Raw genomic sequence first — 12,162 nt, forward strand, 5'->3', positions numbered from 1 at the left:
CGGTCTTCGATCCATGCGCCCTCTGCGCGTAGATGAATCAACACAGTGAGGTGGAGATGAAGGTCAAAGCAGCGCTCATGAACGAGGTCGGCGGCAAGTGGGAAGTTGAAGAAATCGACCTAGGGGATCCAATCCAGGGTGAGGTACAGGTTCGACTCGCAGCGTCCGGCCTCTGCCACTCCGAAGAGCACATCAGCAGCTCACCAGTCGCCTCGTTCCCTGTACTCGGTGGGCACGAGGGCGCCGGAGTCGTCACCAAGATCGGCCCCGGCGTCAAAGGAATCGCCGAGGGTGATCACGTGGTCCTCGCATTCACTCCCGCATGCGGCACTTGTCCGCCATGCGCAGCTGGGAAGCAAAATCTGTGTGATCTGGGCGCAAATCTGATGACCGGAGTATCCATCGCTGACGGCAGCTACAGGGTCCACACCCTGGACGGACGGAATGTGGCTCCGATGTGCCTGCTGGGAACGTTCGCGCCCTATGTCACCGTTCACCAGGCGTCCGTGATCAAGATCGAGAAGGACATCCCGCTCGACAAAGCTGCGTTGCTCGGATGTGGCGTTCCCACAGGATGGGGGTCGGCTACCGACGTCGGGAACACGCGGCCCGGTGAGACTGTTGTGGTCATGGGAATCGGGGGCATCGGCATCAATGCAGTGCAGGGCGCGGCCGCCGCCGGTGCACGTTTCGTGGTCGCGGTGGACCCCATCGAGTTCAAGCGCACCAAGGCACTCGAGTTCGGGGCCACCCACGCCTTTGCAAACATGGAAGAGGCAGCTGCGGCACTGCCCGATCTCACCTGGGGTCGACTCGCCGACCTAGTGGTGATTACCGTTGGAGTGATTCATGGAGAACACATCCAGGAAGCCCTGACATTGACCGGCAAGGGCGGCCGCGTCGTCGTAACGGGAATGGGCGACTACGCCGAGGACGACGTGAAGCTCAACATGTCCGAGCTGACTCTATTGCAGAAGAGCGTGCACGGGGCCATCTTTGGAGGGTCGAGTCCACGCGCACAGGTGCCGAAGCTGCTCAATCTCTACCGCTCCGGTCGGCTGAAGCTGGACGAGCTGATCACCACGGAATACCGCCTCGAGGATGTGAACCAAGGGTTCGAGGACATGCGGGCCGGACTCAATCTGCGAGGCGTTATTCGGTATACCGATGCGGACTACTGATTCATCGCGGCTCCGCGCCTCGCCAACGGCGATATACCATCGTGATCTTGTTTGGGCATGTCCGAATTGCTCGCCGGCATATCACCGTCATCGATCATCACCGGTGGCTCGACGTTGCGCGGTACGCGTGATCAGGTCATCCCGTCATCTTTCCAGCGGCGCTAGGACCGAGGGCGGCTGCGGTCGCCCAGCCTGATATGACGTCCTGGTGTGGTTGCGTCGATGGACCGCTGATAGACCTGCGATCAGCGTAGGAGTCAATCCGCAACCGGTTCTGGTGTGCCGGGATAGTCTGGGAACGCCTTCGACTCGTCGTTCGGTCTTTGTCGGGGTGTAGGCAGTGATAGAGCTTGCGTAGGAACCTTGAAGGCGTTGCGCGGTCGCGGCGTTCCAGACCTGCGGCGCCGGTCATAGTGTTCCTTGACCGGGCCGGGTCTCGGGATGGCGCGAAGGCCCCGACGAACCCCACCACCGCGAGCCTGTTGTTCTTCACGTGACGATACGTGGTCGAGTCGCTGCGACCTGAGGCCCTTGTGATGGGGTGCGGATCCAGCGAGAGATCTCGGCGAGCGCCCGGTTCCGGTGGCCTTCCCGAGGACGAGGAATCCGCTGATAGTCCTGTAGTCCGGATGGTGCTGAATGCCTCGGCGCTGGGGCATTGGGTTCCGCAGTGTTGACGCATTCAGTTTGTTCAGGGTGCGCAGTAGGGCGGGCACCTGTCGGCCCTGTTCTAGCAACTGTGGTGCTCAATCCCAGCTGTGCCGCGCCGATAGGAGCGACGTACTCACCCTACCGGCTCGGGGAACAACGACGGCAAGCGCGAAGGCATAGAAGTTCTCGCGACGATTAGGGTGGCCATTTGTTGGGCGGCGGTATATTCAGGTACGTGCGGTTCACCTGCCGGGTCCGAAGATGTCTGGGTGCTGGGCTAGTTCGATTCGCGTGCGGCGGATGTGTCCCCGCAGGATGTTCCCCGCGTCGACCCCGTCACGGCGGACGATGGCGTCGAAGAGTAGTCGGTGCTCGGCGTTGACGATCCACATGCGCCCGGGCCCGGACAGGGCGACGAACGCCCGCCGATAGTGCTGGGTGGTGTTCCACAACCGCACGACATACGACGACAGAGGTTCGACCGTGCAACCCGAGTAACTGATCAGATGGAATTCTCGATCGAGGTCGAGGAACTCCTGAATGTCGGTGTTGGCCTCGATCCGATCCTGGGTGAACTTGAGGCGGTCGATGTCAGCCGCATCGAGCAGTGGCAGACTTTCCGACAGCGCGAGGGGCTCAAGGGATTCGCGCATGCGGTAGATGACATCGACCTCGCTCATCGTCAGGTGGGGTACCCGCGCCCCTTTGTTGGCCTGCAGCTCCGTGAGTCCCTCGGTTTCGAGCATGCGCAGGGCTTCACGGACCGGCAGGCGGCTCAGACCGAACTGTTCCGCAATATCCTCTTGTCGAATTCGCTCACCGGGAGCGATTGCGCCACAGAGAATTTGCGCGCGCAGGTATTTCGCGACACGTTCGCTCGCGGCCTCGCTGCTGCTTGCCGCGGGCGGCTCGTCGTTTAACACGTTTCGTCTTCTGCCTTCAGTTCTGACGATCGAATGCTTTGCCGTTCGGATACGACACTAGCTCGAACTGCATACCCCAGGGGGCGAGAAAGTAGACCCAGCGCTGTCCCTCGCTGGGACCTTTGCTGACGGTGGGTTCGCCCAGCACGGTGATGTTGTTCTCGCGCAGGTAGTCGACGGCCTTGTCCAGGTCGTCGACGTACAGGGCGACGTGGTGCCCGCCCACGTCGCTGTTGCGCGGCGCCGTGGTGTCTTGATCGGGGGCGCTGTATTCGAAGACCTCGAATACCGCGGCCCCGCCGCACCGGAAGAAGTGCAGCTGGTTCATCACCGCGCGGGGGTGCACGTTCAGGTGCTCGTGCATCCAGTTGCCCTGCTCGTCCAGGTAGGGGCCGAGGGTGTACATGTACTCGCAGCCGAGCACGTCGACGAAGAAGCGCCGCGCCTGCTCGAGGTCCGGGACGGTGATGCCGACATGGTCGAGTCGTTGCACTCCGGGTAGGCCGGCGCCGGTGGGGCTCATTCCATCACTCCAAACTCCGTCAACTTCTATATGGCGCCATTTTGGCGTATTCACCACGATACTCCCTTGATTCTCCAGCGAGAACTAGATTTTGGATCCATTACACGGTTATGGTTGTGTCAGCCGACTCAATCTGCTTGGAGACTTCATGAGCACCCATACTCCCTTGGAACCCGCGTCCCCGTGGGTCGAGGTCGAAACGACCACCGACGATTGGGATGCCGCCGCACCCGAACTGCTCGAGAACATGTTCAGCCACCTCACCCTGATCCGGGTGTTCGAAGAATATGTCCTCGACCTCGCCGGACAGGGCCTGATTCACGGCCCGGCGCACTCGAGCATCGGGCAGGAGGGCGGCGCGGTCGGATCCGTTCTGCCTCTGAACTCCGATGACTCGGTCAATGGATCCCATCGCGGGCACCACCAGTTCCTCGCCAAGGCGCTGCACCACGTCGCCCCCAAGGGCATCGATCCGCGCGAGGACCTCACCGACGACATCCGCACGGTCCTGCTGCGCAGCCTCGCCGAGATCTGCGGACTCGACCGCGGATTCGGCCATGGCCGGGGCGGGTCCATGCACCTGCAGTGGGAAGAGGCCGGCGCGATCGGCACCAACGCGATTGTCGGTGGCGGAGTGCCGCTGGCCGCTGGCTACGCCTGGGCCCACCGCCATGCGGGCACCGACGCGGTGGCCGTGACCTACTTCGGCGACGGCGCGACCAACATCGGGTCCACACTGGAGACATTCAACCTCGCCGCCGCGTGGAAACTCCCGATCTGCTTCTTCATCGAAAACAACCGCTACGCGGTCTCGACCAACGTCGAAGAGGTGACCGCTGAATCGCGTCTGTCCGCGCGGGGTCTGGGCTTCAACATTCCCAGCTGGAAGGTTGACGGCATGGATGTGCTCGCCGTGCACACCGCGATGAACGAGGCACTCGAGCACATGCGTGCGGGCAAGGGCCCGACCATGATCGAGGTCGACGTTTACCGCTATTTCCATCAGAACGGCGCCTTCCCCGGCAGCGCCTTCGGCTATCGCAGCAAGGATGAGGAGAAGTCTTGGCGCGACCGTGATCCCATCGCACAGCTGGCCGGGCACCTGCAGCGTCGCCGAATCCTCGGCGCCGACCAGATTGAACAGGTTTCGGTTCGCGCAAAGGCGGTGATGGCCGAACTCGGCGACATCCTCCTCGAGCCGTTGCCAGGCGGCAAGCCCGGGCAGCGACGGATCAAGCCGGACGAGTGGCCGGATCCGGACTTCCGGGATGTCGGTGTGCGCGGCGATCTCTCGGAGTTCGACGGGGTGCAGTTCGTCGACCGTGACTCCTTCGGCGGCGAAATTGGTCAGTCGAAGTTCATCGAGTCCATCGCTGACGTCCTCGGGCGACAGATGGAAACCGACGACTCCGTGGTGATCTTGGGTGAGGACATCCACCGGCTCAACGGCGGCACCAACGGAGCCACTCGTGGCTTGGCCGAGAAGTTCCCCGACCGGATCCTCGGAACGCCGATCAGCGAGAACGCCTTCACCGGCCTCGGCGGCGGGATGGCACTGGACGGACGCTACAAACCGATCGTCGAGTTCATGTACGCCGACTTCATGTGGGTTGCTGCCGACCAGTTGTTCAACCAGATCGGCAAGGCACGGCACATGTTCGGCGGCGACAACGATGTCCCGTTCGTGTTGCGCAGCAAGGTCGCGATGGGCACCGGCTACGGTTCCCAGCACTCGATGGACCCGGCGGGCATCTTCGCCACCGCTCCCGGCTGGCGCATCGTGGCGCCGTCGACCCCGTTCGACTACGTCGGCCTGATGAACACCGCGCTGCGGTGCAAGGACCCGGTCGTCGTCCTCGAACACGTCGACCTGTACAACGCCAAGGGCGACGCACCGGTCGACGACTTCGACTACCTGCTGCCCATCGGCAAGGCCGCGTTGCGCCGTGAGGGATCCGCGGTCACCGTGATCACCTACCTGGCCATGACCACGTACGTCCTCGACGCCGTGGACGAGGGTGGATTCGACGCCGACGTCATCGACCTGCGCTGGCTCGATCGCGCCAGCATCGACTGGGAGAGCATCGAGGCGAGCGTCAAGAAGACCAACCGGGTCGTCATCGCCGAGCAGGGCGCGATCGGCACCTCCTACGGCGCCTGGCTGGCCGACGAGATCCAGCGGCGATTCTTCGACTGGCTCGATCACCCCATCGAACGGGTGACCGGCGGCGAAGCCTCCCCGTCCATCAGCAAGGTCCTCGAACGCGCCGCCATCGCACAGTCCAACGAGGTCACCGCCAAGCTGACCGAGATCTTGGAGTCCTGAGACATGCCCACATTGCTCCGCATGCCCGGTGTGGCTGCCGACTCGACCGAGGCGATCCTCGCCGAATGGCAGATCCCGGAGAACACCCCGTACGCACAGGCCGACGCGATTGCGACCGTCGAGACCGATAAGGCCGCCGTCGACATCGAGGCCGAGACCGCCGGTGTCATCATCAAGTACCTCGTCGACCCCGGTACCTCGGTGGAGGTCGGCGCCCCGATCGCCCTGACCGGCGCCGAGGGCGAAATCGTGTCCGATCTCGACACCGTCCTTCGGGAACTGGGAGTGCTGGCCGAAGGGTCCTTCGGTGGCCCCGCCGATGCACCGGCCGCGGCCCCCGCCGACACGGCGGCTGCCCCCGCCCCGGGCGGCACCGCCGACCCGCAGCAGTCTCGACGGTTCCTCACCCCCCTCGTGCGCCGGCTGGCGCGGGAGGGCAATCTGGACCTGACCGACATCGTGGGCAGCGGCCCGAACGGGCGCATCGTCAAGCGCGACATCGTTGCACTGCTCGATGGACGACAGCGCAACGGCAATGCACCCGTCTCGCACCCGGTCCGCACCGAACCCGCCGCACCACAGGTGGCGCCCACCGTCCCTGCCGCGCCGGCGCCGGCGGTGACCGGCTACACCGAGGAGCCGCATTCACGCATCCGCAAGGCGATCGCCACTCGGCTGGCCGAGAGCAAGCAGACCGCCCCGCACTTCTACGTGCGCGGCAGTGCCCGCGTCGATCGGCTCCTGGCTCTGCGTAAGGAACTGAACGAGGCCGGCAACACTAAGGTGTCCGTCAACGACCTGGTGATCAAGGCCGCCGCTCAGGCCCACACGGCTGTTCCGGCGATGAACGTGATGTGGACCAAAGACACGATCCGCACGTTCGACACGGTCGACATCTCCGTGGCCGTCGCCTCCGAACGCGGCCTGGTCACCCCGGTGGTCCGCAATGTGGGGCAGCGCAGCATCTCCGCGATCGCCTCGGAGACAAAGGATCTAGTAGCGCGGGCCCGCGACGGCAAGCTGCGCCAGGCCGACCTTGAGGGCGGGTCGTTGAGTATCTCGAATCTCGGCATGTTCGGTACCGAGGAGTTCGCGGCCATCATCAACCCGCCTCAGTCGGCGATCCTCGCGGTGGGCGCGGCTCGTCAGGAACCCGTCGTCGTCGACGGTCAGCTCGAGGTCGGAACCGTCATACATGTGACCCTATCGGTCGACCATCGACCCCTCGACGGCTCCACCGCTGCCGAATGGATGCGCACCTTCCTCGACATCGTCGAATCGCCCATGCAAATCCTGCTATGACCCTTACGGTGTCAGCCACCTCACCAGGCAGAGAACACGACCACGACGAGGTGGCACGTGCCGTGGGAAATCTGGCCACTCGCGTGTCCGCAGTCGCCGGAACTTGCGGGCTAAGCACGAGGAGCAACGTCAAAGCCGCCCATGGGTGGCATGGAGCGGCGAGATCGCTAGTCGCGCAGCGAACACCCGATCGCCATACGCCGTTTGTCCATTCGCAGCGAGTGCGGAAATCGCTGTGATCAACGCACTTCGCTGGTGGAGGCGGCTGGCAACGGCGGCCGGCGTGCGGTCCCAGTGAGATGGTCGGAGCCCATGAGCGAATCGGAGGACCACGGTGGCAGCTGATCTGCCGCTCGAACGGCGTTGGCTCGTCGGCGCATTGTTGGTACTGACGGTTGTCACGGGCTTGGTAGATGCCGTCAGCTACCTGCGACTCGGTCACGCCTTTGTCGCAAATATGACCGGCAATGTCGTCTTTATGGGGTTTTCCCTACAACAGGGCTCCGGGGTCTCCGCGCCGGCAGCTATCGTCGCCATTCTTGCGTTTGCTGCCGGGGCAGTCCTGGGCGGCAGACTTGGGGCGCACATGTCTGACAGACCCCGGTTGTGGCTCACCGCCGCTCTGGGGATGGAGGCCGCTATTCTTGCAAGTACGGCAATCCTGAGTGGTCTTGGCATCCTTGTCTACTCTGGTCACCGAGCTCTGGTGACCGTTGCCGTTCTCGCAGTGGCACTCGGGCTGCAAAACTCCACAGTTCGACGACTTGGGGCCCCCGACCTCACCACGACAGTGTTGACGCTGACCCTGACCGGGCTGGCAGCCGACAGCGTACTCGCCGGTGGGCCGGGGACACAACCACACCGTCGACTCGGCTCTGTTGCAGCGATGTTCATCGGCGCCGCGATCGGTGCCGTGCTGCTACCTGTCACCATCTCGGGAGTCATTGCCATCACCGCAGTGCTCGTCGCGGCAACGGCCGTTGTCTTCATGTGTGCGCCGCGCAACGCATGACACACGATTTTGGACTTCGTTGGGGCTGGTGGAGTGCCCGACGGCTGTGTCGGGCACCCCACTGGGGCTTCGGTTCAGGATCCGGCAGAGCCGAATGGGTAGGTGAGCGATGGTTATCGGTGCCACCGTACTTCGAGTACGCAGTTCGACTCGTATTTCCGGGGCAGTGTTGTGGCAATTGCGAGATCAGAGGCTCCGGGCGGGGTGGTCTTGGCAGCCGCGTCCCGGTATGCGGGCAGCGGCGCCTGGGGGGTTAATGCCACCCCAGCCGGTTCCAGCCAGGCGGCGTGCGCGCTGAATCGTCCCGATGGCAGTTGCGCATGGACGGAGATCTCCAAGTCCGCGTGGACCTGCTCGCTGGTCGCGCGCCCGCGGGGGACTTTGTCGACGGTCACGTTGCCGTGCACGGCCGGGACTGGTGGTGAAGAACGTGTGGAACCTGCCAGGTGTCGAACAGGGTAACCAGATCGCCTTCATGATTGCGCAGTCGGGCTTCGCCGCACCATCAGCCGGCCGGGTCTTCTCGGCCTGCCAATCCGCTCGCCTTAGATCGCGTCGGTGTACTCGATGAATGTGGCCGCCTGCTGGAACGTAATGGGATAGGTGCACCGACGAGATGCCCTTCGCGGGGACCGAACCGGCTCTGTGAGAAGTCCAATTCTTTCAGCACGCAAGCGCATCTCGCCGATACGACCCACCTACAACCGAGATAAGCTTAGGCGACGCCGTCGACCTTCGCGGCGGCCGCGACCGCCGCAGCCACCGCGGGGGCCACGCGCGGGTCGAGCGGCGACGGGACGATCTTGTCGGCTGCCAGCTCATCACTGACGACCGACATGATGGCCTCGGCCGCAGCGATCTTCATACCTTCAGTGATCCGCCGCGCACCGGCGTCGAGCGCACCTTTGAACACCCCCGGATAGGCGAGCACGTTATTGATCTGATTCGGGAAATCGCTGCGGCCCGTCGCAGTGATCGCCGCGTGCCTGTTCGCAACGTCTGGGTGCACCTCCGGATCCGGGTTCGCTAGCGCGAAGATGATGGCATCATCGGCCATCGTCGCGACGAGTTCCTCTGGGACGGTGCCGGCGGATACTCCAATAAACACATCGGCACCATCGAGTGCCTCCGCGATCCCGCCGGTTCGGCCGAACGGATTCGTGCGGCCCGCGAGGTTCAGCTTATGGTCGTTAAGATTCTCCCGGCTAACGGACACGATGCCGGTGGAGTCGAGCACGACAACGTCCTCAATTCCGGCCGCCAACAGGATGTTGGCGCAGGCCACGCCCGCAGACCCAGCACCGGAGATCACCACGCGCAGCCCCTTGAGGTCGCGGTCCTGGAGCTTCGCGGCGCCATTGAGCGCGGCGAGCACCACAATCGCGGTGCCGTGCTGGTCGTCGTGCATGACCGGGCAGTCGAGCGCCTCGACAAGGCGGCGCTCGATTTCAAAACAGCGGGGCGCGGAGATGTCCTCGAGGTTCACCGCACCAAAGCTTGGGCGCAGCCGGATCAACGTCTCAACAATCTCGTCGACATCGTTGGTGTCGAGCACGAGAGGAATCGAGTTCAGCCCGGCGAATGCCTTGAAAAGAGCTGACTTGCCTTCCATCACCGGCAGTGAAGCGCGCGCTCCGATGTCGCCGAGACCGAGGACCGCGGAACCGTCAGAGACCACAGCGACCAGACGGTCCGCCCAGGTGTAGCGCTTGGCGAGGGTCTGGTCGGTCGCGATCGCACGACTGACCTCTGCGACGCCGGGGGTGTACGCAATCGACAGAGCACGCGCAGTGTCGAGGGGCACCGTCGCTTCGACCGATAGCTTGCCCCCGAGATGTCCGGCGAAGATCTCCTCTTCGGACAATTTGGGGTTACTCGTGACCGCCGTGATTCTCGTGGACTCGCTCATGAAGGACTCCTCTTCGTATTTGATTGGGCTGGTAGAGTATTCGTGGTCAATAGTCGGATTAGCGGGTGAGGGTTGCGATCGAGGGAAACGAAGCGTTGACCGAATAGGCCGGGACGCTGGTTGTCGCCTGACGCTCGACGATCACATCTGCCGCATTCCCGAGCGGATCGGCTGCGTCCTTTGCGCGGATGCTAGGCCCGACCCGCCGCGCCGCCTCGAGAAGGATTTGTGGTGGGGTGCTTGCGGTATAGAGAAGCGCTTAGCGCGGGGCGGTCGCGGTCGATCCTCGCACCACAAGGCTGACCGGCAAAAGTATTGAGCGTGGGTGCCGATTAGGCTCTTTCAGGAGGTCGAGAAGCATGCGCCCGGCCTCTACTCCCACGTCGAATTGAGGCACTCGCACCGAAGTCATCGGTGGGCGGAACTTGTCGAGGAAAGGCATATCGTTGAACCCGACCACGCTAATGTCGTCCGGACACTGGATGCCCCGCTCAGCGAACACGTCGTAGCAGCCCAAGGCGAGGAGATCGTTCCCGGCGACGATGGCGGTGAACTTGACGTTGCGGTCGAGCAGCGATCGCAACGCGGCCGCACCGTCGCGTTCTTTCCAGTCCGAGCATTCGATGAGCAGAGAGGGGTCGTCGTCCAGGCGCCGGTCGCGGATCGCGTGCCGGTAGGCACGCGCCCGAGATGTACCGGTTGACGTGGTCTGCGGACCCCCAATGTGGGCGATACGGGTGTGCCCTAACTCGGCGAGGTGGTCCACCGCGAGGATGACACCGGCCGCGTCGTCCGGCGTAACGGAGGGGATTTCCAATTTCTCGACCCCTCGGTTGACAAGAACGACCTTCACTCCTTTTTGGTGGAGCGTCGAAAGCAGGGGATGCTCGAGCTGTGCCGTCGCGATGATGAGACCTTCGACCTGGCGCGATCGGAGCGATTCGACCAGCCTTTTCTCACGCTCGGGATCGTTGTCGGTACTGACAATCCATGCGCTGTAGCCGTGCGAACCGAGAACCTCGTCGATTCCACGGACGATCGGCGGAAAAAGGGGGTTGGTCAGATCGGGAATGATCACACCCACCGTCCGGGACCGCGCGGTCTTAAGGCTGCGTGCGATCGGATTCGGCGTGTATCCGAGAGACTGGGCAGCCTTGAGCACACGGCGTACGGTCTCCGCATTAACCTGGTACCGCTTCTCCGGATTCAGTGCTCGCGAGGCCGTTCCAGTGTGCACACCGGCGGCGTCGGCGACATCTCGGAGCGTCGGTTCTCGCACGTGCGCCATCCTAACGGGTTGGTTCATCCGGCATTACACCGCACTGGGGGAGGTCCGATGCCGCCTCGGTTCGTGTGGTGCGGTATGGCAGTGACTCGGACTCGCTGCAGGATGCTGCGGCCTCGGCCGTGCCGCTTACCGTATCGCCTTCGATTCCATCGGTCGTCCATCGCATGCCGAACCGGACGGTGTGCTCGACGATCAGGGTCCTCTTGCCGCTCTCGGCCATCCGATCACCGATCCGCGCAGTCTGCAATTGAGGCCCAGAGTCGGCTCGTCGAGCAGGTGGAGCGTCGGATCGACCACTGACGGGTCCAACGAGCGGTAGTTGATTTCGTTCGGCAACCACGGATGCGGGCAGGCTGATCGGCGCGGTGCGCTCCACCATCGAGCTATGACTCGAAGCGTCGTCCTTGATCACGAGATCGACGTCGCGCCCGCGCAACCCATCCTCCTCGTTAACCGTGGTCGACCAGTACTCGCAGCTGCGCAGGGCCGCCCGACCAGGTTGAAAGAACTCGTCGGTCCATGGCAGGAACGCACCCACTTTGCTCGGCAAGTTGCCATCGCTCGACGGGCTATTGCCAGGCACTGCGTCACCGAACGCCGCAATGCCGACGACAACCTGGGGACGTGTTCCGCGGATCGAAAGGTTGAACATATCCCCCCTCGGCATTCTCCACCCTTCAAGAGGATGATGCAATCGTGTGCGATTTGAGTATTAGGCCTGTAACCCTTTCCTGTCAACCATAGGAAGCGCGGGAAGAATCCACGTTACATATACGCAGGAACAGCGCTACAAACGGGCCTAGCCCAGGGGTTGACAACATTCGGCACCCCGCTTAATCTGACAACAATCGATTGCAGGACACCGGAGTCGTGGAATGCTCTGAGTCGCAGGGCTTCACCCCAGGGGAAGGCTTCCGTCTCGACTGGGATCAGGACAGATGGCGGCCGCGCGATGGTTCGACCCCTGCCGATCTCGAGCACGGCCGAAACAAGTGGCGAACCGCAGCTCACGGCGCGGCACCACCCCAGATCGCTTGCGGACCTACA

General features: G+C 63.4%; 9 protein-coding genes and 2 pseudogenes. 4 read left to right on the forward strand and 7 right to left on the reverse strand.

Annotation, left to right across the window (positions count from 1 at the left end; all coding sequences use genetic code 11):
- Positions 1 to 56: 56 nt before the first annotated feature.
- Positions 57 to 1,181, forward strand: a complete 1,125-nt coding sequence (locus P3H15_RS39970; protein WP_276142332.1) for an NDMA-dependent alcohol dehydrogenase — start codon at positions 57 to 59, stop codon at positions 1,179 to 1,181.
- A 445-nt stretch (positions 1,182 to 1,626) separates the two neighbouring features.
- On the opposite strand, the pseudogene P3H15_RS39975 reads toward P3H15_RS39970, so the two are convergent.
- The 3 genes and pseudogenes from P3H15_RS39975 to P3H15_RS39985 form a co-directional block, all read right to left on the reverse strand.
- Positions 1,627 to 1,753 (reverse strand): annotated as a pseudogene (locus P3H15_RS39975) (IS110 family transposase); the annotation flags it as partial.
- A gap of 321 nt (positions 1,754 to 2,074) precedes the next feature.
- Positions 2,075 to 2,755, reverse strand: coding sequence for a GntR family transcriptional regulator (locus tag P3H15_RS39980; protein ID WP_276142333.1), 681 nt, complete (start codon positions 2,753 to 2,755; stop codon positions 2,075 to 2,077).
- Positions 2,756 to 2,771: 16 nt separating this feature from the next.
- Positions 2,772 to 3,278 carry a VOC family protein gene (locus P3H15_RS39985; RefSeq protein ID WP_276142334.1) on the reverse strand — a complete coding sequence of 169 codons (507 nt, stop codon included), beginning with the start codon at positions 3,276 to 3,278 and terminating at the stop codon, positions 2,772 to 2,774.
- 148 nt (positions 3,279 to 3,426) lie between these two features.
- On the opposite strand from P3H15_RS39985, the gene P3H15_RS39990 reads away from it, so the two are divergent.
- The 3 genes from P3H15_RS39990 (at position 3,427) to P3H15_RS40000 (ending at position 7,918) form a co-directional block, all read left to right on the forward strand.
- The gene (locus P3H15_RS39990) at positions 3,427 to 5,604 is read left to right on the forward strand and encodes a thiamine pyrophosphate-dependent enzyme (protein ID WP_276142335.1); all 2,178 of its coding nucleotides are present in this window, start codon (positions 3,427 to 3,429) and stop codon (positions 5,602 to 5,604) included.
- Between the two features lie 3 nt (positions 5,605 to 5,607).
- Positions 5,608 to 6,906, forward strand: a complete 1,299-nt coding sequence (locus P3H15_RS39995) for a dihydrolipoamide acetyltransferase family protein (protein WP_276142336.1) — start codon at positions 5,608 to 5,610, stop codon at positions 6,904 to 6,906.
- A 334-nt stretch (positions 6,907 to 7,240) separates the two neighbouring features.
- Entirely contained in the window at positions 7,241 to 7,918 is a 678-nt protein-coding gene (locus P3H15_RS40000) for a YoaK family protein (RefSeq protein WP_276142337.1), read from the forward strand.
- A 257-nt stretch (positions 7,919 to 8,175) separates the two neighbouring features.
- Here P3H15_RS40000 and P3H15_RS40005 read toward each other — a convergent pair.
- The 4 genes and pseudogenes from P3H15_RS40005 to P3H15_RS40020 all read right to left on the reverse strand — a co-directional run.
- Positions 8,176 to 8,375 (reverse strand): annotated as a pseudogene (locus P3H15_RS40005) (IS1380 family transposase); the annotation flags it as partial.
- Between the two features lie 258 nt (positions 8,376 to 8,633).
- Entirely contained in the window at positions 8,634 to 9,827 is a 1,194-nt protein-coding gene (locus P3H15_RS40010; RefSeq protein ID WP_276142338.1) for an NADP-dependent malic enzyme, read from the reverse strand.
- Between the two features lie 259 nt (positions 9,828 to 10,086).
- Positions 10,087 to 11,106, reverse strand: a complete 1,020-nt coding sequence (locus tag P3H15_RS40015; RefSeq protein ID WP_276142339.1) for a LacI family DNA-binding transcriptional regulator — start codon at positions 11,104 to 11,106, stop codon at positions 10,087 to 10,089.
- Positions 11,107 to 11,116: 10 nt separating this feature from the next.
- On the reverse strand, positions 11,117 to 11,767 hold the full coding sequence (locus P3H15_RS40020) for a hypothetical protein (protein WP_276142340.1): 651 nt from the start codon (positions 11,765 to 11,767) through the stop codon (positions 11,117 to 11,119).
- Positions 11,768 to 12,162: the final 395 nt, after the last annotated feature.

Source organism: Rhodococcus sp. T2V, assembly GCF_029269925.1.
In the GTDB taxonomy this organism is placed as follows: Bacteria; Actinomycetota; Actinomycetes; order Mycobacteriales; family Mycobacteriaceae; genus Rhodococcus_F; species Rhodococcus_F koreensis.

Bases quoted from the DNA above. Each gene is read 5' to 3' on its own strand.
- P3H15_RS39985 (WP_276142334.1), bottom strand. From the start codon at position 3,278: ATGAGCCCCACCGGCGCCGGCCTACCCGGAGTGCAACGACTCGACCAT.
- P3H15_RS39995 (WP_276142336.1), top strand. From the start codon at position 5,608: ATGCCCACATTGCTCCGCATGCCCGGTGTGGCTGCCGACTCGACCGAG.
- P3H15_RS39990 (WP_276142335.1), top strand. From the start codon at position 3,427: ATGAGCACCCATACTCCCTTGGAACCCGCGTCCCCGTGGGTCGAGGTC.
- P3H15_RS40020 (WP_276142340.1), bottom strand. From the start codon at position 11,767: ATGTTCAACCTTTCGATCCGCGGAACACGTCCCCAGGTTGTCGTCGGC.
- P3H15_RS40010 (WP_276142338.1), bottom strand. From the start codon at position 9,827: ATGAGCGAGTCCACGAGAATCACGGCGGTCACGAGTAACCCCAAATTG.
- P3H15_RS39970 (WP_276142332.1), top strand. From the start codon at position 57: ATGAAGGTCAAAGCAGCGCTCATGAACGAGGTCGGCGGCAAGTGGGAA.